At 71.7% G+C, this 21559-nt stretch carries 21 protein-coding genes and 1 riboswitch; of the genes, 13 read left to right on the top strand and 8 right to left on the bottom strand.

Features of this window, described 5'->3' with window-relative positions; translation table 11 throughout:
- Positions 1–37 precede the first annotated feature (37 nt).
- Complete coding sequence (locus EDD92_RS45410; protein WP_123969676.1) at positions 38–571, top strand: hypothetical protein; 534 nt, start codon at positions 38–40, stop codon at positions 569–571.
- A 2-nt stretch (positions 572–573) separates the two neighbouring features.
- Here EDD92_RS45410 and EDD92_RS45405 read toward each other — a convergent pair whose 3' ends face one another.
- The 4 genes from EDD92_RS45405 to EDD92_RS45390 form a co-directional block, all read right to left on the bottom strand.
- On the bottom strand, positions 574–1488 hold the full coding sequence (locus EDD92_RS45405; RefSeq protein ID WP_123969675.1) for an SDR family oxidoreductase: 915 nt from the start codon (positions 1486–1488) through the stop codon (positions 574–576).
- A gap of 74 nt (positions 1489–1562) precedes the next feature.
- Positions 1563–1931: a DUF4180 domain-containing protein gene (locus tag EDD92_RS45400; RefSeq protein WP_123969674.1), complete on the bottom strand. Its 369-nt coding sequence runs from the start codon at positions 1929–1931 to the stop codon at positions 1563–1565.
- Between the two features lie 42 nt (positions 1932–1973).
- On the bottom strand, positions 1974–2603 hold the full coding sequence (locus EDD92_RS45395; RefSeq protein WP_123969673.1) for an MBL fold metallo-hydrolase: 630 nt from the start codon (positions 2601–2603) through the stop codon (positions 1974–1976).
- On the bottom strand, positions 2603–3688 hold the full coding sequence (locus tag EDD92_RS45390; protein WP_123969672.1) for an S-(hydroxymethyl)mycothiol dehydrogenase: 1086 nt from the start codon (positions 3686–3688) through the stop codon (positions 2603–2605). The genes EDD92_RS45395 and EDD92_RS45390 overlap by 1 nt, the downstream gene beginning before the upstream one ends.
- 171 nt (positions 3689–3859) lie before the next feature.
- On the opposite strand from EDD92_RS45390, the gene EDD92_RS45385 reads away from it, so the two are divergent.
- Positions 3860–5614: an ABC transporter ATP-binding protein gene (locus EDD92_RS45385; RefSeq protein ID WP_123969671.1), complete on the top strand. Its 1755-nt coding sequence runs from the start codon at positions 3860–3862 to the stop codon at positions 5612–5614.
- Positions 5615–5726: 112 nt separating this feature from the next.
- Here EDD92_RS45385 and EDD92_RS45380 read toward each other — a convergent pair whose 3' ends face one another.
- Complete coding sequence (locus EDD92_RS45380) at positions 5727–6569, bottom strand: iron-sulfur protein (RefSeq protein ID WP_123969670.1); 843 nt, start codon at positions 6567–6569, stop codon at positions 5727–5729.
- Between the two features lie 208 nt (positions 6570–6777).
- On the opposite strand from EDD92_RS45380, the gene EDD92_RS45375 reads away from it, so the two are divergent.
- The 9 genes from EDD92_RS45375 (at position 6778) to EDD92_RS45335 (ending at position 17853) form a co-directional block, all read left to right on the top strand.
- Positions 6778–7770, top strand: coding sequence for an iron ABC transporter permease (locus tag EDD92_RS45375; protein ID WP_123970838.1), 993 nt, complete (start codon positions 6778–6780; stop codon positions 7768–7770).
- A complete protein-coding gene (locus EDD92_RS45370; RefSeq protein WP_123969669.1) occupies positions 7767–8819 on the top strand; it encodes an iron chelate uptake ABC transporter family permease subunit in 1053 nt (350 codons plus the stop codon). Before EDD92_RS45375 ends, EDD92_RS45370 begins: the two co-directional genes overlap by 4 nt.
- The gene (locus EDD92_RS45365; protein ID WP_123969668.1) at positions 8816–9625 is read left to right on the top strand and encodes an ABC transporter ATP-binding protein; all 810 of its coding nucleotides are present in this window, start codon (positions 8816–8818) and stop codon (positions 9623–9625) included. Before EDD92_RS45370 ends, EDD92_RS45365 begins: the two co-directional genes overlap by 4 nt.
- A gap of 34 nt (positions 9626–9659) precedes the next feature.
- Positions 9660–10679 carry an ABC transporter substrate-binding protein gene (locus EDD92_RS45360; RefSeq protein WP_123969667.1) on the top strand — a complete coding sequence of 340 codons (1020 nt, stop codon included), beginning with the start codon at positions 9660–9662 and terminating at the stop codon, positions 10677–10679.
- A gap of 83 nt (positions 10680–10762) precedes the next feature.
- Positions 10763–11938 carry an acetyl-CoA carboxylase biotin carboxylase subunit family protein gene (locus EDD92_RS45355; RefSeq protein WP_123969666.1) on the top strand — a complete coding sequence of 392 codons (1176 nt, stop codon included), beginning with the start codon at positions 10763–10765 and terminating at the stop codon, positions 11936–11938.
- Complete coding sequence (locus tag EDD92_RS45350) at positions 11935–13638, top strand: IucA/IucC family protein (protein ID WP_123969665.1); 1704 nt, start codon at positions 11935–11937, stop codon at positions 13636–13638. Before EDD92_RS45355 ends, EDD92_RS45350 begins: the two co-directional genes overlap by 4 nt.
- Positions 13635–14837 carry an MFS transporter gene (locus tag EDD92_RS45345; RefSeq protein ID WP_123969664.1) on the top strand — a complete coding sequence of 401 codons (1203 nt, stop codon included), beginning with the start codon at positions 13635–13637 and terminating at the stop codon, positions 14835–14837. Before EDD92_RS45350 ends, EDD92_RS45345 begins: the two co-directional genes overlap by 4 nt.
- A complete protein-coding gene (locus EDD92_RS45340; RefSeq protein ID WP_123969663.1) occupies positions 14837–16609 on the top strand; it encodes an IucA/IucC family siderophore biosynthesis protein in 1773 nt (590 codons plus the stop codon). Before EDD92_RS45345 ends, EDD92_RS45340 begins: the two co-directional genes overlap by 1 nt.
- Positions 16606–17853, top strand: a complete 1248-nt coding sequence (locus tag EDD92_RS45335) for a type III PLP-dependent enzyme (RefSeq protein ID WP_123969662.1) — start codon at positions 16606–16608, stop codon at positions 17851–17853. The genes EDD92_RS45340 and EDD92_RS45335 overlap by 4 nt, the downstream gene beginning before the upstream one ends.
- 97 nt (positions 17854–17950) lie before the next feature.
- Here EDD92_RS45335 and EDD92_RS45330 read toward each other — a convergent pair whose 3' ends face one another.
- Positions 17951–18244 carry a hypothetical protein gene (locus tag EDD92_RS45330; protein ID WP_123969661.1) on the bottom strand — a complete coding sequence of 98 codons (294 nt, stop codon included), beginning with the start codon at positions 18242–18244 and terminating at the stop codon, positions 17951–17953.
- Positions 18245–18416: 172 nt separating this feature from the next.
- On the opposite strand from EDD92_RS45330, the gene EDD92_RS45325 reads away from it, so the two are divergent.
- Positions 18417–18782, top strand: a complete 366-nt coding sequence (locus tag EDD92_RS45325) for a nuclear transport factor 2 family protein (RefSeq protein ID WP_123969660.1) — start codon at positions 18417–18419, stop codon at positions 18780–18782.
- A gap of 244 nt (positions 18783–19026) precedes the next feature.
- Positions 19027–19110, top strand: a riboswitch (ZMP/ZTP riboswitch).
- Between the two features lie 22 nt (positions 19111–19132).
- Positions 19133–19981 carry a bifunctional 5,10-methylenetetrahydrofolate dehydrogenase/5,10-methenyltetrahydrofolate cyclohydrolase gene (locus EDD92_RS45320; RefSeq protein ID WP_123969659.1) on the top strand — a complete coding sequence of 283 codons (849 nt, stop codon included), beginning with the start codon at positions 19133–19135 and terminating at the stop codon, positions 19979–19981.
- On the opposite strand, the gene EDD92_RS45315 is transcribed toward EDD92_RS45320, so the two are convergent.
- Together EDD92_RS45315 and EDD92_RS45310 are read right to left on the bottom strand one after the other, a co-directional pair.
- Positions 19982–20956 carry a CU044_5270 family protein gene (locus EDD92_RS45315; RefSeq protein WP_123969658.1) on the bottom strand — a complete coding sequence of 325 codons (975 nt, stop codon included), beginning with the start codon at positions 20954–20956 and terminating at the stop codon, positions 19982–19984. It lies immediately after the preceding gene.
- Positions 20949–21509 carry an RNA polymerase sigma factor gene (locus EDD92_RS45310; RefSeq protein ID WP_123969657.1) on the bottom strand — a complete coding sequence of 187 codons (561 nt, stop codon included), beginning with the start codon at positions 21507–21509 and terminating at the stop codon, positions 20949–20951. Before EDD92_RS45310 ends, EDD92_RS45315 begins: the two co-directional genes overlap by 8 nt.
- Positions 21510–21559: the final 50 nt, after the last annotated feature.

The raw sequence follows: 21559 nt of genomic DNA, 5'->3' as shown, positions 1-21559 counted from the left end.
ACTCCCCGAAGATCCACGGTGCGGATAACGTACGCCCATGTCCGCGTTTCTGCAGCAACTCCCCGCGCTGATAGGTGTCGTGATCGGAGCGCTCGGTTCGTATCTGGCGGTGGTTCGGGGTGACCAGGCGCGGTTTCGGCGGGAGCGAGCCGCGCGGTGGGAGGAGCGGCGGCTCGCGGCCTACGTCGACTACGCGCAGACGCTCAAGAGATCCGTGACGCTCACGTACCGGATCGCTTCCCACCTCGGCAACGATCCGCACCCCCACCCGCTGTCCCTGCAGGAGGCAGAACCACTGCTGGCCGAGGCAATGGCCGCCCGGGATCCCGCCTGGGAGACTCTGCTGCTCCTCGGCAGCCCCGATGTGGTCGAGAAGGCCAGGACCTGGGTGCTGGCGCTCATCGACATGGAGCGGTTCGTGCGCCGCGACGCGCACGAAACGGCAGACTGGCACGCTCTGTTGGAGCGGCAGCGAGTCACACGCGACGGCTATTACACGGCCGTGCGGAACGACCTGGCGCTGCCGCCCGGCCATTCGGCGCTGTGGTCCCCGCCCATGCTCAACAGCTGAACTCACCGGTAACCGGTCACGTCCGCCGGCTTCCCCGCGTCCTGGACCTCGACGAGGTACCGCCAGGCGTCCGGGCGGCTGCCGTCGAGGTCGGTGAAGCCGTACTCCTGGGCGAGTGAGCCGCTGGAGAGGGACGCGCCGTTCCACCGGGACACGTCGGGGTCGGCAGCGAGGGCGGCGACGGCGCGGCCCACGTAGTGCGGGGTCTCGGAGATGGCGAAGTGGGGGACGCGTTCGAGGGCGTCGCGCCAGTTGTCCTCGCGGACGCCGAACTGGTCGAGCATGATCTCCGAGCGCAGCCAGCCGGGTGTCAGCGCGACGGCTGTCGCCCCGCGCGGTCCGAGTTCATGGCTCAGCGCGAACGCCATGCGCAGCACGGACGCCTTGGCGAGGTCGTAGAAGAAGGAGACGCGGTAGGTGTCGCGGTTGTACTCGGCGGTTCCGTCGGTGACCTCGACGACCAGGCCGCCGGGGTGGCGCAGGAGGAGGGGCAGGGCGTGGTGGCTGGTGATGGCGTGGGTCTCGACAGCGAGCCGGAGCAGCCGGAGTCCGTTGTCCAGGTCGTGCTCCCAGACGGGCCTGTCCCAGGCGAAGAGGTTCTCGCCGCCCCAGATGTCGTTGACGAGGAGGTCGAGGCGGCCCTGTTCGTCCGCGATGCGGTCCACGAGGGTGCGGACCTGTGCGGGGTCGAGGTGGTCGGTGGGTACGGCGATGCCCTGGCCCCCCGCCTCGGTGACGAGGTCGGCAGTGTCCTCGATGGTCTCGGGGCGGTCGTACTCTGAGCGCCGGCCACGCGTGGTGCGTCCGGTGACGTAGACCGTGGCACCGGCGGCACCGAGCTGCACCGCGATCCCGCGGCCCGCGCCCCGGGTCGCCCCGGCGACCAGCGCCACCTTGCCCTTCAGTGGTGCGGACATGTCCGGCCTCCCTTTCCCTGCGGCTGCTGTCCCTGCCCAGGGTGCCGGGGAAGCCAGACATCTTCTGTCGCCTTTTACGCCTGCAGTCTCGCGTCGAGGGCGTCCTCGTCCGCCAGGAACCAGATGTGGCCGCCCTGGTTGGTCTCGTGGACGAAGTCGCGCAGTGCCGTGCTGTCGGAGAGGTGCTCGGAGAGGTCACCGAGGACGACGAGCCGCACCCGGTAGTTCACGAACTTCTGCATGACCGCGCCCGCGATCCCCGACCGCAGCCGGAAGAACTCGTCCGCCACCCGCTCGACGGGCACCGCCACCAGCTCCGCCTCGTACCCCATCGCATCGCCGATCAGATCGAGCGCGGCCTGTTCACCGTCGAGCAGCGGGCCGTCGGATGCGCAGCGCAGGACGCGTACGCCGTTGAGGTCCATGAGGGTTCCGGAAGTCATGGGACGTGATCATAGGTCGGCCAGGGGCCTGGCCGGCAGGGCTCAGTGGCCGCGGGCGATCCATTCCTCCAGGTGGGGAGCTTCGGCTCCGATGGTGGTCGCATCGCCGTGGCCGGTGAGGACCCTGGTCTCCGGGGGGAGGGTCAGCAGGCGGTCGCGGATGGAGTCGATGATCGTCGGGAAGTGGGAGTACGAGCGGCCGGTCGCGCCGGGGCCGCCCTGGAAGAGGGTGTCGCCGGTGAAGACCGTGGCCAGGGCGGGGTCGTACAGGCAGACAGCGCCCGGCGCATGGCCGGGCGTGTGGATCACTGTCAGGTCGACCCCGGCCGCCTCGATGACCTGGCCGTCGGCCAGGTGGGCGTCGGGGTCGCGGTCGGGGTGGGTCAGCTTCCACAGCGGCAGGTCGTCGGGGTGCAGCCAGATGGTCGCGCCGGTGCGGTCGGCGAGCGCGGGGGCGGCGTCGATGTGGTCGTTGTGGGCGTGGGTGCAGACGATGGCCGCCAGGCGGCGGTCCCCGACGGCTTCGGCGATGGCGTCGGCGTCGTGGGCCGCGTCGATGACGATGACCTCGTGGTCGTCGCCGACGATCCACACGTTGTTGTCCACCTGCCAGGTGCCGCCGTCCAGGCTGAAGGTGCCGGAGGTGACGAGGCGTTCGATGCGTGCGGCCATCACAGCACCACCACCGAGCGCAGCACGTCGCCGTGGTGCATCCGCTCGAACGCCTTCTCCACGTCGGTGAGTTGGATGGTCTCGGTGACGAACTTGTCCAGCGGCAGGCGGCCCTGCAGGTGCAGGTCGATGAGCATCGGGAAGTCGCGGGAGGGCAGGCAGTCGCCGTACCAGGACGACTTCAGCGATCCGCCGCGTCCGAACACGTCCAGGAGGGGCAGTTCGAGTTTCATCTCCGGCGTGGGCACACCGACCAGGACGACCGTGCCGGCGAGGTCGCGGGCGTAGAAGGCCTGCTGGTACGTTTCCGGGCGGCCGACCGCCTCGATGACGACGTCGGCGCCGAAGCCGCCGGTCAGCTCGCGGATCGCCTCGACGGGGTCGGACTCCTTGGAGTTGACCGTGTGCGTGGCGCCCATCTCCCGTGCCTTGGCCAGCTTCCGGTCGTCCAGGTCCACGGCGATGATCTTCGCGGCGCCCGCCAGGTTCGCCCCCGCGATCGCCGCGTCGCCCACGCCGCCGCAGCCGATGACGGCGACCGTGTCGCCGCGGCCGACGTTGCCGGTGTTGATCGCCGCGCCGATGCCGGCCATCACCCCGCAGCCCAGCAGCCCGGCCACCTGCGGAGCGACACCCGCGTCCACCTTCGTGCACTGGCCGGCCGCAACCAGCGTCTTCTCCGCGAACGCGCCGATGCCGAGCGCCGGGGACAGCTCGGTGCCGTCGGTGAGGGTCATCTTCTGCTCGGCGTTGTGGGTGTTGAAGCAGTACCAGGGCCGCCCCCGCAGACAGGCCCGGCAGTTCCCGCACACGGCACGCCAGTTGAGGATGACGAAGTCGCCGGGTGCGACGTCCGTGACGCCCGCGCCGACCGACTCCACCACACCGGCCGCCTCATGACCGAGCAGGAAGGGGAATTCGTCGCTGATTCCGCCCTGCTTGTAGTGCAGATCGGTATGACACACCCCGCACGCCTGGATCCGTACGACCGCCTCCCCCGGGCCGGGGTCCGGCACGACGATCGTCTCCACCCGCACCGGCTCGCCCTTGCCCGGTGCGATCACGCCGCGTACTTCCTGCGCCATGGTGTTGAACCCTTTCGTCTGCGGGTGTCCGTGCTTCCGACCCTACGGGTGACTGATCAGTAACGGTGCCGGAGCCCGCTGCCTGCGGCCCCGTCCATGTCCGGGAGTGACCGCGCCTCCGGACGGGCGCCGACGTAGCCTGAATGCTCCGCACGACTCCCGAGGAGCGCCGTGAGCACCCCAGAGACCGAGCCCGGACCGCCCGCCTGGCGGCTGCTCCTCGCCTATGTACGGCCGCATCGGTGGGCCCTGCTGACGGGCGCGCTGTTGTCGCTGGTCACGGGGGCCACCGGGCTGCTGCTGCCGCTGGTGGCCAAGGGGCTGATCGACGATCTGTCGCACGACCGGGCCATCACCGGTGCGCTGCTCGCCATGTCGGGGCTGGTGGTCACCAACGCCGCGGTGGGCGCGCTCGGTTCGTATGTGCTGCGGCGGACCGCGGAGTCGGTGGTGCTCGGCGCGCGGCGCGCCCTGTCCTCCTACCTGCTGCGGCTGCGGATCCCCGCGGTGGACCGCAGCGAGCCGGGCGACCTGATGGCCCGCATCACCTCCGACACCACGCTGCTGCGCGAGGTGACGACCGATTCGCTGGTCGGCCTGGGCACGGGCGGGCTCACGCTCGTGGCGACGGTGGTGATGATGGGGCTGGTGGATCCGGTGCTGCTCGGGGTCACCCTGTGTGTGATCCTCGGGGCCGGCACGGTGCTCGGCGTGATCGTGCCGCGCATCAACCGGGCCAGCCGCCAGGCGCAGGACGCGGTCGGCGTGATGGGCGCCTCGCTGGAGCGGATCCTCGGCGCCCTGCGCACGGTGAAGGCATCGGGTGCCGAGCACCGGGAGGAGCGGACGCTGCACGAGGCCGCCGAGGAATCGTGGCGGCAGAGCGTACGGGCCGCCAAGTGGTCGGCGGCGGCGGGCAACACGGCCGGCCTCGCGATGCAGATCGCCTTCATCACGGTGCTCGCGGTGGGCGGGGCACGGGTGGCGACCGGTGCCATCCAGGTGGGCACGCTGGTCGCGTTCCTGCTGTACGTCTTCTATCTGATGTCGCCGATCCAGCAGGTGGTGGGCGCGATCACGCAGTACCAGACGGGCGCCGCCGCCCTCGCCCGCATCCAGGAGGCGCTGAGCCTGCCCTCCGAACCGGCGGCCCGGCCCGCGCCGTTGCCCACGCCGGGCGCGGAACCGGCCGCGCTCGCCTTCGACGAGGTCCGCTTCCGGTACGCCGACGATCTCCCGTACGTCCATCACGGGGTGACGTTCTCCGTGCCGGCCCGCGGCATGACGGCGTTCGTCGGCCCGTCCGGCGCGGGCAAGACGACGGTGTTCTCCCTCATCGAGCGGTTCTACGATCCCGAGTCCGGCACCATCACCCTGGACGGACTCGGCCTGCAGGACTGGGAGTTGCCGAGGCTTCGGTCGGCGATCGGCTATGTGGAGCAGGACGCTCCCGTGCTGTCGGGTTCACTGCGGGACAATCTGCTGCTGGGCAACCCGGACGCGTCCGAGGACGCGGTCACTCGCGTGCTCAAGACCACCCGTCTCGACGGTCTGGTTTCCCGGCTGCCGAAAGGCCTGGACACCCTCGTGGGACACCGCGGCACCAAACTCTCCGGCGGCGAGCGGCAGCGGGTCGCCATCGCCCGGGCGCTGCTGCGTCGTCCGCGGCTTTTGCTGCTCGACGAGGCGACGTCGCAGCTGGATGCGGTGAATGAAGCGGCGTTGCGCGACACGGTCGCCGATGTTGCTCGTACGACCACGGTGCTTGTTGTCGCGCATCGGCTGTCTACGGTGACAATGGCCGATCGGATTGTGGTGATGGATGCGGGGCGGGTGCGGGCGGTGGGGACGCACCGTGAACTCGTCGCTGCGGACCCGCTGTACGCCGAGCTTGCGGCGACGCAGTTTCTTGCCACCACGGGTTGAGGGCTTGTTCGTTCGGCTGCGGCGCCATCGTGGCTTGTCGCGCCCACGCGGCGGAGCCGCATGTTGACACAGCCCCGCGCCCCTTTTGGGGCGCTCCCGCGCCGTCTCCTGCTCAGTTCTGGAGTCTGCGCAAACGCTCTGCGTCGCCGGTGCGAGGGCACGTCACGCAGGGCTCAGCGGGGCGGATCGCGTAGAACATGCAGCAGCCTGTGCGGGTGCGGGTGGTGTGTCGGCGGCCGTCGTTGCCCGTCAGGTAGCGGAAGGCAGCGCCGCCCGGGTAGGGGGGCACGGCGATCGGCAGGACTTCGGTGGCGGCCCGTACGGCGGCGCCCTCCTGGCCGAGCATCCGGCCGAGGTACCAGATGCCGGACACCAGGTCGTCGGCGACCAGGCCCCACAGGGAACGCGCGCCACGTCGTGCGACAGGGCCGATCGCGGACAGCAGCGGACGCATGTGGTCGGCCACCGCGATGCGCAGCGCGGCCCGCAGCTGCTCTTCCTGAGGGGCCGTCAGCACGCAGGGAAGCGAGGCGAGGGGGTCGCCGGGCAGACAGGCGAGCTCGGTCCCGGGTGTGATCTCGTACGCACCCGTGGTGAGGTCCAGCCGCAGGTCCTCGGGGCGGATGCGGGGTACTCGCCGTTCGAGGTACCAGGTCCCGCCCAGCAGGACGCCGAGGGTCCAGGCGTAGTCGTGCAGGGCGCGCGAGGCGGCGACGTCACGGCGGGCGGTGACAGCGTATCGGGCGTGGATGCGGGCCGCCTCGGCGTCGACGAAGGCGTCGAGCACCTTCCCGTCCGAGGCCAACTCGGCTGCCGTGACGGCGGCTTGAGGCTCGTCGCCCGGCTCGATGACCCGTACGTCCAGCGTTTCGCAGAGGTCGGCGAGTTTCCGGTAGGCAGCGCCGAGGGCATGTGTGACGGCACCGGCGGGCGGGGTCTTCAGGGCCACGGACATGGGCGCTCCAGCACAGGAAGTTCAAAGAAAACCGAGAAGGTAAGGCTCACCTTACTTCACACTGGAGAGAGGTCCACCAGCAGGGCGTTTACGGTCCTCGATCATGGAACCCCCACGTCAGGTCACCTCACAGCCGATTGAAAAGTAAAGGAAGGCTAGCCTAAGCTCACAGCTTGTGACTGCGACCCAACGGGGCGCACCTCTCGGTGTGCCCTCCCCTGCCCTCAGACACCTCCCCCTGTTCCTCGCCGGACTGGGCGCGCTGGTGACCTGCACCGCCCTGAGCCTCGCGCTCGGCGCCCGGTCGGTGCCCCTGACCACGGTGGCCGACGCATTGTTCGGCCACGCCCAAGGCCGGGAGGCGCTCGTGGTCACCGGGCTGCGGCTGCCGCGCACCGTGATCGGTCTCGCGGTCGGCGCGGCGCTCGGGGTTGCCGGGGCCGTCGCCCAGGGCATCACCCGCAACCCGCTCGCGTCACCGACCACCCTCGGCATCAACGCCGGCGCCGGTTTCGCGGTCGTCGTCGCGATCTTCGCGCTGAAGCTCAACGACCCTGTGCAGTACGTGTGGTTCGCGTTCGCCGGGGCCGCGGGGGCCGCCCTGTTCGCCCAGGCGCTGGCCCGCCGGGCCGGGGACATCGATCCCGTACGGCTCGCCCTCGGCGGCACCGTGCTCCAACTGGTGCTGCTGTCCTGGACGTCGGCGGTGATGCTGCTGAACCAGCGCACGCTCGACGAGGCCCGCTTCTGGCTGGCCGGATCCCTGTCCGGCAGGCCTCTCGACGTGCTGTGGCCGGTGCTGCCGACGCTGCTGCTCGGCCTGGTGGTCGCCCTCGCCGTCTCCCCCGCCCTCAACGCCCTTGCCCTGGGCGACGATTCGGCCCAGGCGCTCGGGGTGCCGGTGACCCGGATCCGGCTGGCCGGCGGCATCGCGGTGGTCCTGCTCGCCGGTTCGGCGGTCGCGGTGGCCGGGCCGATCGCCTTCGTCGGCCTCGCCGCGCCCCATCTCGTACGTCCCCTGCTGGGCGCCGACCACCGGCTGCTGGTGCCCGGCTGTCTGATCGCCGGACCGCTGCTGCTGCTCGCGGCCGACGTTCTCGGCCGGATGGTGATCCGCCCCTCGGAGCTGGAGGCCGGCATCGTGACGGCGTTCCTCGGCGCGCCCCTGCTGGCGCTGCTGGCCCGGAAGGTGGCCCGATGACCGCCACCGCCGTTCCGTCCGCCCGTGCGAAGTCCACCTCCCGGGCCCGGGTGCGCCGCCGTGTCCTGGTGTTCGCCGCGAGCGGTCTCCTCGCACTGTTCGTGCTGCTCACCGCGTCCCTGACGACGGGTGAGATGCCCATGCCCGCGGGTACGGCACTGCGGGCGCTGGTCGGGCTCGGGGACTCCGGGGACGTGCTGGTGGTGCAGCAGTTCCGGGCACCCAGAGCGGTGGCGGCGATCGTCGCCGGTGCCGGTCTGGGAGCGGCAGGCTGCGTACTGCAGCGGCTGTTCCGCAATCCGCTGGCGTCTCCCGATGTCATGGGTGTGACAGGCGGAGCCTCGCTGGGTGCGGTCGCGCTGACCGCGGCCGGGGCCTCGCAGACGCTGATCCCGGTCGGGGCGGTGGGCGGCGGCCTGCTCTCGGCGCTGCTGCTGGGCGTGTTCGCCTGGCGGTCCGGGCTCGCCGTCACCCGGCTGGTGCTCACCGGGCTCGCCGTGCAGGCGGGACTGGCCGCCGCGGTGAACCTGATGATCGTGCGCTTCCCGGCCGAGCTCGCCGGGTCGGCGCTGCAGTGGACCACGGGGTCGGTGTACGGCCGGACGTGGGCGGAGGTGTGGGGGGCAGCCGGCGCCATGGTGCTCGCGCTCGCCACCGCCCTCGTACTGCACCGTCGGCTGGCGGTGCTCGACCTCGGGGACGAATCCGCGGGCGCCCTGGGCCTCCGCACGTCCGGCGCCCGCCTCCAACTTCTCTTCATCGCCGTGGCGTTGGCGTCCCTCGCGGCCTCGCTCGCCGGTCCGGTGACCTTCGTGGCGCTCGCGGTACCGCACCTCGTGCGCTTCGTCACCGGCCCGCCGACGGCCGTGTCCCTGGGGCTGGCCGGTCTGACGGGAGCGGTACTGCTGCTCGCCTCCGACCTGGTGGTCCAGCACCTGCTGCCGATCGAGGGGCTGCCGGTCGGGGCGGTCACCGCCACGCTGGGCGCGCCCTGGCTGCTGGTGCTGATGTTCCGGCAGAGCTCACCCGTCCAGAGGAGCCACGCATGACCAACCAGATTCAGACCCAGGGCCTCGATCTGCGCTACGGCGACCGGCTCGTCGTCGGCGGGCTCGATCTGACGCTGCCGGGCGGCGCCGTCACGGCGATCGTCGGGCCCAACGCCTGTGGAAAGTCGACCCTGTTGCGGGGGCTGAGCCGGCTGCTCGCCCCGTCCGCGGGCACTGTCACGCTGGACGGCGCGGACATCCACCGTATGTCCGCGCGGACGCTCGCCCGCCGGATGGGACTGCTGCCCCAGCAGCCGGTCACCCCCGAAGCGATCACCGTGGAGGCGCTCGTACGCCTGGGCCGGTATCCGCACCAGCGGCTGCTGAGCCCCTGGTCGGCGGCGGACCAGCGGGCGGTGGACGAGGCGCTGGAGCGCACCGGCACCACGTCCCTGCGCGACCAGCCCGTCGACCGGCTCTCCGGAGGTCAGCGCCAACGCGCCTGGATCGCACTGGCGTTGGCGCAGGACACCGAGCTGCTGCTGCTCGACGAGCCGACCACCTTCCTCGACCTGCGGCACCAGCTCGACGTCCTCGACCTGGTGGCCGCCCTGCACGCCGAGTCGGGCCGCACCGTGGTGATGGTGCTGCACGACCTCGGACAGGCCGCCCGCTACGCGGACCACATGGTGGTCCTCAAGGAGGGCCGCCTCGCCGCCGCCGGCACCCCGGCCGACGTCCTCGACGCGGACCTGGTCAGGTCCGTGTTCGACGTGGACTGCCGGGTGATCCCCGACCCGGAGACCGGCACCCCGCTGGTCGTCCCGAAGAGCAGCGCGGTCCGGCAACCGGCCGCATCCGCCTGACCCACCACTCCCCTACCAGAAAGACTCACCCCCCATGTTCAAGCGCTCTCCCCTGCGCGGAATCGGCCGGCTGATCGCCGTGCTGCTCTCCGTCGTGCTCGGTACGGCCGTACTGGCCGCCTGCGGCAGCGAGAAGACCGACGCGGCCGATGCGGCGAAGGCCTCCGGCGCGGCGTCGGCGGACTTCCCGCGCACCCTCAAGACGGTGATGGGCGACGTCAAGATCCCCTCGCAGCCGAAGCGGGTCGTGGTGCTCGACACCGGTGAGCTCGACGACGTCACCCTGCTCGGCATCGATCCGGTCGGCGCGGTCGCCCCGCACTTCAAGACCGAGGGCGGTTTCCCGACGTATCTGAAGGGCGAGCTGGGCGGCACCGCCGACGTCGGCCCGCTTCTCGAGCCCAACCTGGAGAAGATCGCCTCGCTGAAGCCCGATCTGATCCTGTCGTCGAAGGTCCGGCACGAAAAGGTCTACGACAAGCTCAGCGCCATCGCCCCGACCGTCTTCACGGAGACCACCGGCGGTGTCTGGAAGCAGAACCTCAAGGTGCACGCCGAAGCGCTCGGTCTGGAGAAGGAGGCCGCTGCGAAGGTCAAGGAGTACGAGACGCAGGCCAAGGCGCTGGGTGAGGCCATCAGGAAGAAGGACGGCGGCACCATGCCGACCGCTTCCGTGGTCCGCTTCATCGCCGGTCCGACCCGCCTCTACCAGACCAACTCCTACAGCGGTGTCGTCCTCGACGACATCGGCTTCAAGCGGCCCAAGTCCCAGGTGTCGAACGACCCCGACGTCACCATGAAGGACGTCAGCCCGGAGGAGATCGACCAGGCCGACGCCGACCTGATCTTCGTGACCACAGCCGACACCCCGGACAAGACCCAGCAGAAGCAGGTCACCTCCAACCCGGTGTGGAAGTCCCTTCCGGCCGTCAAGGACGGCAAGGTGTTCACCGTCCCGGACGAGACCTGGATGTCCGGCATCGGCGTCCAGGCCGCGGAGCAGATGCTCAAGGACGTGGCGAAGGCCACCGGCGTGGAGCTCCCGAAGAAGTAACTCCCGCTCTCTCGGGGCGGGCCGCAGCACCGCCGCGGCCCGCCCTCGACCCCCCACCCGCCAGCGGAAGTTGTTCATCAGCCATGCGCCTGTACCTGCTTGCCCTCAATCCGACCGACTCCGTCTCCGAGGGCTTCCTGCCCGCCGCCGCCCGGCTGGGCCTGGACGTCACCGTCCTCACAGACCAGCCCGAGGCCCACCGCCGCGCCCACCCTGAGGCCGAGGTCCTGGAGTGCGACGTCCGCGACCACCGGGCGGTCATCACCCGGATCTCGACGCACCACCGTCCCGACGCCGTCTTCACCAACAGCGACCACCTACAGGCCCAGGCCGCCCTGGCCGCCGCCTACTTCGGCCTGCCCGCCAAGGACTGGCGGGCCGCGCTCGCCACCAAGGACAAGGCGGAGATGCGGCGCAGGCTCGCCGTCGCCGGCGTGGACACGGTGTGGTCGGCCGAGCTCACGGAGCCGGTCGCGCCCGACGAGGCGCCGTACCCGTGCGTCCTCAAGCCCCGCGAGGGAGTGGCCAGCGAGGACGTCGTCCTGGTCGACGACGCCGAGCAACTGACCACGCACGCCAAGGAAATCCTTGAGCGCCGCCGCGGTGCCGTCCTGCTCGTCGAGGAGTACCTCCCCGGCGAGCTCTACACCCTGGAGACGCTCGGCGACGGCCACGTCCGCCATGTGCTGGGCGGCTTCCACACCGAGCTGTCGCCCCCGCCGTACTTCATCGAGGAGCGCCTCACCTTCGTCCCCTCCCATCCCGAGCCGGTCGTCGCCCAGGTTCTCGCCCAACTGGACGCGCTGGGCGTCGGGTTCGGCGCCTGTCACACCGAGTTCGTGGTGCATGCGGGCCGGGCCAGGATCATCGAGGTCAACTACCGTGCCATCGGCGACCAGTGCGATCTGCTGCTGGCCCGGCTGCTGGAGATACCGCTCTTCGAGCTGATCCTCCGTGCCCATCTGGGTGAGCGTCTGCCCGCCGACCTGGGAGCCCGCCGTGACGGCGCCGCACGGCTGGAATACCCGTGCGCCGATCGCGCCGGAACCCTCACCCAGGCTCCCGCAGCACAGGAACTGACCGTTGACGGCATCCATCTGACGTACCGTCCGCTGCGGTCCCCGGGCGAGCGGCACGAGCTGTACCGCACCAACCGCGACTACCTCGGCGTCCTGCGGGCCGTCGGCACCGACCAGGCGACGGTGGACCGGGTGTCGGCCGACTTCCTGGCCGCGCAGCGCTGGGAGATCCAGCCGTGACCGCGCCGACCGTGACGGACACCTGCGAGGCGGAGCTGGTCACCCGCGTACTCGGCGCCCTGCTGCGTGAGGACGTCGTCGGGCTGCGCGGCCGCAGCACGCTCGTGCACCGGCCGGACGGCGACTGGCTGCGGCTGCCCACCGCCGAGGACGCCCTGCTGCTGCCCGTCGCCGAGGACGGCTACCAGTGCGAGCACCGCGCCCGGCTGCCCCTGCTCGCGCGTGAGTCGGACGGCACCGAGCTGACGTCGTACGAGGCCGTGCTCGACGCGCTGCGTGAGCTCGCCGAGCCCGTGGACCGCGACGGCTTCGACGCGTTCGCCGAGGAGTGCCGTCAGACGCTGGACACGATGCGGCTGCACGCGAGGACCCGCGACGAGGTCGGCCGGCGGCTCATCGACCGGTACGGGCACGATCCGGCCCGGTGGACGGGTCCGGCGTACGACACCCTTGCGGCCCGCCTCGACCACCCCGTCTACCCGACCGCCCGCGGCCGCTCCGGCCTGTCGCAGGCGCAACTGCGGGCGTACGCACCGGAGTTCCACCCCCGTTTTGCACTGCGCTGGCTCGCCGTGCCACGTGAGACGGTGACCCTGAACGGGTCGCTTCCCGAGCTGTGGCCCTCGCCCGCGCGACTCGGTCTGCCCGAGGTGGAGCAGACCCATGTGACGCTGCCCGTCCACCCCTTGACCGTGGGCGCGTCACTCGATGAGGCGCTGCGGACCACCGGCCTCGCCGGCCGTGCACTGCTCGCGGAGCAAGCTCACCTCGAAGTCGTGCCGACGCTCTCGATGCGCACGGTTGCGGTGGCCGCGGATCCTTCCCTGCACCTCAAACTCCCCCTGGCCACGGCCACGTTGGGCCTGCGCAACAAGCGCTCCATCAAGCCCGGCACGCTCGTCGACGGCGCGGCGGGGCAGCGGCTTGTCGAGGCGGTGATCGCGCGCGAACCCCGTTTCCGGGACACGATCCTGCATGCCGACGAGACCACGTACGCGCACGCCGGACACGAAATGCTGGCGGTTCTCTGCCGCCGCTTCCCGGCCACTCCCGAAGGGTCCGTCGTCGTTCCGCTGGCCGCGCTCCTCGCCGAGGCGCCCGGCGGGCGGCCCGTCCTCGACCACCTGGCCGACCGCTTCTACGGCGGCGATCCACTGGCCCTGCTGGACGCCTGCCTGTCGTTGCTGTTCGACTGGCAGACCACCCTGTTCGGCTACGGCATCGCGCTGGAGTCGCACCAGCAGAACGTCTCGCTGGTGCTGGGGCCGGGCAGTCTGCGGTTGCTGTTCAAGGACAACGACGGGCCCCGCATCAACGCCTCGCGGCTGTCGGCCGTACTGCCCGGGCCCTGGGGCTTCGACGACCCGCGGACCTTCACCGCCGGGGACGGTCCGGTCGCCGACGTGTTCGCCACCATCACGGTCCATCTGTGCGCGGGGGCCTACGCATTCGGTCTCGCCCGGCACCGGGACGCACTGCTGGCGCTCGTGCGCGAACGGCTCGCGGAGGCCGTCGACCGGCTCGGCGGTGACGCGGGCGCGGTCCTGCGGGCGCATGTCCTCGATGCGCCACGGCTACCGGTCAAGGCCATGGTCACGGCCGGCACGCTGCTGAGCAAGGAGCGCTCGGGTGCCGCGGACGTCAACAAGCACTACACGGACGGCCCCAACTACCTGCTGTCCGACGGGGGTTCCGCATGAGCGCCGAGACCCTGCGGATGCCGGGTACGGCGTTCACCCGCGGGCATGTGCATGCGGTCGCCGGCTGCTACTTCGTGGCGTCCTTCGCGGCGCTCGGGCTGCCGCCGTATCTCACCGAGATCCTCCCGGGGTTGGGGGATCGCCACGCCCGCTGGGCAGGGGTGCTGTACGTCGTGCCGACCGTGTTCGGTGCGCTGGGCGCGCCGCTGTGGGGACGGCTCGCCGACCGCTACGGCCGTAAACGACTCCTGCTGCGCGCCCAGTTGGGCCTGGCCGTGGCCTTCCTTCTCGCGGGCTGGGCGGACTCCCTGGCCACGTTCACCGTGGCGCTGGTGCTGCAGGGCATCCTGGGCGGCACGTTCGCCGCGTCCAACGGGTACCTGGGCGCCGCCCTTGAGGGGCCGGCCCTGTCCAAGGCGCTCACCTTGATGCAGGGCAGCGCGCGGGCCGCGCTGGTCGTGGCCCCGATCGTGGTCGGCTCGCTGTCGGGCTGGCTGTCCCCGCACCGCCAGTACGCCCTGCTCGCCGTACTGCCGCTGGGCGCTGCCCTGTTGCTCGCCGCGCTGCCCGAACCGGAGCCTGCCGCACAGGAGTCGGCGAACGCCCCCAAGACGACTTGCGCGGCCGAGCCGCCGCTGGTCTCCCTCAAGGCCCTGTACGCCTTGGAGTTCGCCTTCGTCTTCTCCACCGTCATCTCCTTCCCGTACCTCATCGCTCTCGTCGACGATCGTCTCCCGGGCACCTCACCGACCCTGTCCGGCGTGCTGTTCGCCCTCCCCCACCTGTGCTACCTGGTGTCGGCGCTGGCCGTGCACTCCGCCTTCCACAGCCGCCCCCGCACCGGGCTCGCGCTCGGCTTCGCCTTCATCGCGCTCGGGCTCGCCGGGCACGGGATCGCCGGCTCCCTGCCGACGCTGATCGCCGTACGGCTGCTGCTGGGCGCGGGCCTCACGCTCGGCCTGGTGTGTCTGTCGGTGCTGGCCGCCGACTGCGCCAAGGGCCGGGCGCCGGGCGGGATGTTCGGCTCGCTGGAGTTCTTCTCCAAGGCCGGCGCGGTCGCCGCAGGAGTGGCCGCGGCGGCGGGCAGCGCCCGCTTCGGCCCGGCCGCACCGGTGCTGACCGGCAGCGCGGCCGCCGCCGTCACCGTACTGGCCACTTTCCTCCCCCCGCTGACCCCCCGCACCCGCAGGAGCCGCTGATGCCCTCGCTGATCCGTCCGCAGACCTCGTCCGGGGGGACCGCCATCTCGCTTTGCCCGCCCGGGAGTACCGCAGCGCCCGCCGAGCTTCCCTCCGCCGACGACGCGGTGGCCCACACGCTCCTCAACTGCCTGCTGCGCGAGGTGTCGGGCCCCGAGCACCAGTCGGTCGTCGCCGACGGCCGGCTGCTGCTGCGGCTGCCCCGCCGCGGAGTGCTGCTGCGGGTCGCGCTGCGCCGCACCTCCCTGCTGGGCGCGCACCGGTTCAGCGGCCCCGTGAGCGAACAGGGCGAGGACGGCTGGTCGGAGGTGGACTGGCGGCGCCTGGCCGAGTACACGCACGACGAGCTGTCGCTGCGCACGGGCGTGCGCAACGAGGAGTTCCTGGAGCAGATCGCCTCCAGCCACGACGCCATCACCACCGCACTCGCCGCCACGCGTCCCGCCCGCCTCCCGGACGACCGGCTCTCCGCCTACCTGGCCTCCGAGCAGTCGCTGCTGTTCGGACACCGCTTCCACCCCACGCCCAAGGCCCGCACCGGCGACCCGCGCGCCTGGTCCGCGTACGCTCCCGAGGTCGGTGCCTCCTTCCCGCTGCGGCACCTCGCCGTCCGCGCCCACCTGATCGCCGAGGAGTCGGCGGACCCGTCGGCGACCGCCCCGCTGGACGGACTGCGCACGGACGTACCGGAGGGCTACCGGCTGCTGCCCGCCCACCCCTGGCAGTACGAGACGCTCAAGGCCCACCCGGCCCTGCGCGCCGCCCTCGACCGCGGCGACATCCTCGACCTGGGCCCCGGCGGGCAGCCCTTCACGGCCACCGCCTCGGTGCGCACCCTGTACGACGGGGAGACCTTCCTCAAGTTCAGCCTGAACGTCCGCATCACCAACTGCCTGCGCAAGAACAGCAGTTACGAGCTGTCCGGCGCCGTCGCCCTGACCGGCGTGCTGGCCCCGGCACTCGCCGACCTGGCCGACCGCTTCCCCGGCAGCGCCGTGCTGCGTGAGCCGGCCTACCGCACGCTGGCCCTGCCCGGCCCGGACGGCACCCCCGACCGCGACCTGTTCGAGGGGTTCGGCGTCATCGTCCGCGAGGGCCTGCCGCGCCGCCTCGCCCCGGGCACGGTCCCCCTGCTCGCGGCGGCCGTCGCCGACGAGTACCCGACCGGCGCCGCCCACATCTCCCGCCTCCTCGACGGAGCGGACGTCCGCACGACCCTCGCCTGGTGGTCCTCGTATCTCGACCTGCTCGTCCCACCCGTGCTCGCCGCCTACTTCGACCACGGCCTGGTCCTGGAACCCCACCTGCAGAACGTCCTGGTGTGCGTCGACGGCGACGGCATGCCCGCCCAGGTCCTCTTCCGCGACCTGGAGGGCACCAAGCTGGTCCCCGACCATCACGCCGACACGTTGGCCTCGCTGCCGCCCGACGTCGCGGGCCCCATGACGTACGACGCGCAGCGCGGCTGGGACAGGGTCGTGTACTGCTTGCTCGTCAACCACATTGCCGAGTTGCTCGCCGCCCTCGCCGACCTGCACCCGCAGGCGGAGGCGGCACTGTGGGCCCGGGTGCGGGCCACGCTCCAGACGTATGCCGACCGCCACGGCTGCCCGCCGAGGCTCGCCGCCCTGCTCGCCGGGGTGCCGCTGCCCGCCAAGGCCAACCTGCTGACCCGCTGGGAACGCAAGGCGGACCGGGACGCCGGCTACGTCCGGCTGCCGTCCCCGCTCGCCGAGGACATCCTGCGCGACACGACCGGGAGCACCCGATGACCGACCCGACGCCCGCGGTCCGCGACCGCGTCCTGTCCCTGGCCTGCGCCGAACTGCCCGCGTACATCTACGACTTGGCGGCCCTGCGTGCCCATGCCGCCGCCGTCCGGGCCGCACTGCCCGAGCGGGTCGAGGTGTACTACGCCGCCAAGGCCAACCCGGAGCCGGAGGTCCTCGGCACGCTCGGCCCGTACGTCGACGGCTACGAGGTCTCCTCGGGCGGTGAACTCGCCCACGTCGCCAAGGCGGTCCCGGACCGGCCGCTCGCCTTCGGCGGTCCCGGCAAGACGCCGGACGAGGTGCGGGCCGCACTGGAGCTCGGCGTCGACCGGTTCCATGTGGAGAGCGAGTACGAGCTGCGCATGCTGGCCGAGCTGGCGCGGACGTGCGCGCCGGGGCGGCGGGTGGCGGTGCTGGTTCGCGTCAATCTTCCGGTCGCGGACGGGGCGCTGGCGGGCAGCTCCCTGGCGATGGGGGGCCGTCCGACCCCGTTCGGCCTGGACCCGGCACAGGCCGTCGACGTCATCCGGGCGCTCGCCGACGGGACGTACCCGCATCTCGAACTGCGAGGCGTGCACGCGCACTTGGCCAGTGGCCTGGAGGCGGCGGAACAGCTGGCGGTGGCCGAATCCGTGGTGTCCTGGGCGACGGGCCTCGGTGTTCCGCTCGCCGAGGTCAACGTCGGCGGCGGCATGACCGTCGACTACACGGACCCGGAGCGCCGCTTCGACTGGTCCGGGTACGGCAGCGGTCTCGCCCGTCTGACCGAGGCACACCCTGAGCTGACTCTGCGCATCGAGCCGGGGCGGGCGCTGACGGCGTACTGCGGCTGGTACGCCACCGAGGTGCTGGACGTGAAGCGCAGTCACGGCGAGGAGTTCGCGGTGGTCCGCGGTGGCACCCACCACCTGCGGACCCCGGCGACGAAGGGGCACGACCAGCCCTGCTCCGTGCTGAAGGTGGATGCCTGGCCGCACCCGTGGCCGCGGTCGGCCGCCGAAGGCGAGCGAAGCGAGATGGGGGTCTCCCCGGACGAGGACTGCGGGAAGGTCACCCTCGCCGGGCAGCTGTGCACACCGAAGGACGTCCTGGCGCGCCGAGTACCCGCGCCGGGGCTCAGGGCCGGCGACCGGGTGGTGTTCTCGCTGGCGGGCGCCTATGCGTGGAACATCTCCCACCACGACTTCCTGATGCACCCCCGGCCGGGTTTCCACTTCCTCAACCCTTCAACCGCAGGGCTGTGATCAGGTCCCCGGCACAGTCACCGGCACAGCGAAAGGGCCGCCCCGAGAGGGGCGGCCCTTTCGCTGTGGGGGGAGGTTTCGATGCGGCGTCGGCGTGTTACAGGGCCCCAGGCAGCCCGCCGGCGGCTCCCATGCGGGCGACCCGGTCCAGCTGCTCGAGGTTGTTGAGGCGGTTCAGGTGCTGCAGCTGCTCGGAGGGGCGCGGCACCTGGGCCCTGCGCTCCGCGGGGATTCCGCTCTGGGCGAGCGAGTCGAGCGTGGAGATCGGGTTGAGCTCGCTCGCGTCCTTGTTCTGGATGGTCGCGTCGGACGCACAGGCAAGCGGCGCGGCAAGGGCGGTGATTCCTGCGGCGAGACCAACGGCAGCGACGATACGTCGTGTTGAGATCATGCTTCCCACAACGGCACCGGGCCTGCGGCGGTCACGGCCGCGCCACGCCACTCACCCATCAGGGGCAGTGCTCCGGCTGCGCTTGCCGAGCCTGCCGCGGCGGAGGAGTCTCGGAGGAGAGGTCCTTCGCGGCCCGCAGCTCCTCGGGTCGCGGCCCTCGAAGGAGGTCATCATGGGCACCACGGCAACTCCCGGCTTCAACGCCGACACCCTGCGCAAGGGGGTCGAAGGACACACTGCGGCGGATCTTCTGTCGCTCTATGCGGACGACGCGCAGATACGCATCGTGGACCGCAACACCCAGCCCAGCCAGCCCAAGGTTCTGCGCGGTCGCCAGGAGATCGGCGCAATGTTCGAGGACATCTACAGCCGTGACATGACGCACAAAATGGACCAGTGCATCGTTCAGGGCGACCATGCCGCCTACAGCCAGTCCTGCCAGTACTCGGACGGGACCCGGGTCCTGGCCGAGTCGATGATCACGCTGCGCGACGGAAAGATCACCGATGAGGTCCTGATCCAGGCATGGGACGAGTAGGAGGCAGAACCGCGAGGGTCCAGGTCACCACCCGGTTGACCTGGACCTTCTCGGCCCGTGCGGCACTGGGACGGGTGCGTCCGGCCCGGCCTCGGACGGGCACGGCACAACAGCTGGCGCTGGTGGCTCTGCTGCGGTCGGTGCTGAGATCGAGACGGTCACGCCCGCTTCGTACTGCGCGAAGACGGCGTGTCCTGCACCGGTGAGAGCGGCTCCTGACCGCCGTGGCGGCTCGGTTACTCTGAGGGCGGGCCGTGACTGGCGCTGAGGTGGAGCACCACCGGGGAGCGGCCACGCGGAGTCGATGCCGTGCGCCTGGGCGATCCGTCAAACCAGCCCAGGAGTGGATCATGTCGCAGGCCCGGCTCATGGATGGCACCTCTCTTGCCCGGCGCATCGTCGACGACACCGCCAAGCGGGCGGCCGACCTCACCCACCGGACCGGAACGGCGCCCTGTCTGGCCACGGTTCTGGTCGGCGAGGACCCCGCCTCCGTCACCTACGTCCGGATGAAGCGGAACCGCTGCCGCAAGGCCGGTATCGAGTCGCGCCAGGTGGAACTTCCCGCCGCCACGACCACCGAGGAACTCGTCGACACCCTGCGCTCGCTGTCGAGCGACCCGGGCGTGCACGGCATTCTGCTGCAGCACCCGATGGGCGAGCACATCGACGAGCGGGCCGCGTTCGAGGCGATCGCGCCCGAGAAGGACGTCGACGGCGTCACCTTCGCGTCCTTCGCGACGATGAGCTTCGGCCTGCCCGGCTTCGTGTCGTGCACGCCGGGCGGGATCATGCGGCTGCTCGACGAGTACGACGTCGAGCCGTCCGGGAAGCGGGCCGTGGTCGTGGGCCGCAGCGCCATCCTCGGCAAGCCGGCCGGCATGCTGCTGCTCGCCCGCGACGCGACGGTGACGTACTGCCACTCCCGTACCCGGGACCTGTCCTCGGTCGTACGGGAGGCGGACATCGTGGTCGCCGCCGTGGGGCGGCCGCGGTTGATCCGGGGCGAGGACCTCAAGCCCGGCGCGGTCGTGATCGACGCCGGCTACAACCCCGGCAACGTCGGTGACGTCGACTTCGACTCCGCCGTGGAGCGGGCCGGTCTGATCACTCCGGTGCCGGGCGGTGTCGGTCCCATGACGATCGCCACGCTGCTGGAGCAGACCGTCGAGGCCGCCGCCCGGCAGCTCGGGGTGTGATCAGCGCATCCAGGCGCTGTACGACTCGACGTCGCCGGCTTTGACGCCGTATTCGTGCTCGGGCTTGGTGAAGACGGTCTCCAGGCCGAGGACGGCACCGGTGGACGGCTGCATGATCAGCATTCGGCGGTAGCCGGCGCCCTCGTACTCGTACGCCTGGCCGCGCCGCCCGAGCCGGTCCGTGACCTGGCCGACCGGCCGCAGTCCCTCGGTGCCCGCGAGGAGCCCGGCCAGCGTCGCGGACTCGCGGGCGCCGAGGGTCCAGTGGTCGAGCAACACCGCGACTGCGTCGAGGAGTTCGGGGGTAGTCAGCCGGGTGTGGGTGTACGCGGCCTCCTGGAGGTAGGCCCGCAGCCGCGCCGGGTCGTTCGGCGGCGGCGACTCGGGCGGCGCGTCGCTCCAGCTGGGCGGATAGGTCTGCCTGCTGATGACGTGGCCGTCCTCGACCAGGTGCGGATCGCCGCCGTCGTCGCGGAGCACCGGCCGGCCGGGGTGTTGCGGGTCGGTCGCCACGACGAGCTCGGTATGACTGCCGTCGGCCTTCCAGCGCACGACGCGCTCCTCCGGGAGCGTCACGGGGGGCTTGGCGTCGCTCATGCCCATGCTCCAGGACTGCACATGCGTACCCTTGCGCAGCTGCGGCGCACTCTCCGCCGTGGCCTGGCGCTGCGCGCGGTCGGCCAGTTCCTGAAGAGGTACGGGGGTGGAGTCGGCCTGGACGACCAGCGGGCGGGGCGCCGCGACCGCGGGGGTGGTGCTCGGGCCGCCGAGCAGCAGCGTCAGCGCGGTCGCGGCGACGACGGCGGTGGCCGCGAGGCTCCAGACAACCCGGGTGCGGCGGCGGCCCTTGGGGCGTTCGTGCAGCAGCCGGTTGAGCCGGCGTTCGGCGTCGTGGTCGAGGGGGCCGTCGCCGTAGTGGGGGCCGTCGACGGGCACCGGGTTGGCGCGACGCAGGAGTTCGAGTTCGTCAGCCATGGCCGTGTTCCTTCGAGGGGGTCGCGTCGGCGGAGGTCGCGGTGGGGCGCGAAGGCCCCATGCGGTCTATCTCGGCTCTCAGCCGGCGCCGGGCGCGGTGCAGCCGCATCGATGCGGCCCTTGTGCCGCAGCCGAGGGCGACGGCGACCTCGTCCACGCCCAGTTCCTCCCATGCCGTCAGGCGCAGCACCTCCTGGTCGGCCTCGGACAGGCGGCCCAGGGCGTCGTGCACCCAGGCGCCCGGGGTGTCCGCGTCGGGGCTCGCCACGATCTGCCGGCCGTGCGCGGTCTCGTCGTTGCCCAGCCGGTCGACCAGCCGGCGGCGCCGCCCGTAGCCGCGTACCGCGTTCGCCAGGCAGTTGCGTGCCACGCCGTACAGCCAGGGCAGCGGGGACCCGGGCAGGTCGGCCCGGCGTCGCCAGGCGACCGTGAACACCTCCGCCACCACTTCCTCCACCTCGCTGGTCCGCCCGTCCAGTCGCCGCGCGACATAGCGGCTGACCGCCCAGTAGTGCTCGCGATAGGCAGCGGCGAAGATCTCGTCGTTGCTCATGTCCCGTTCGTGTCCGGCACCATCCGGATCGTCACACCCGTTTCCGTGAT

The sequence above is a fragment of the Streptomyces sp. TLI_185 genome, from assembly GCF_003814765.1.
Lineage (GTDB): Bacteria > Actinomycetota > Actinomycetes > Streptomycetales > Streptomycetaceae > Streptomyces.
The sequence above is the reverse complement of the archived record's forward strand: the minus strand, read 5'-3'. Positions and strand labels throughout refer to the sequence as shown.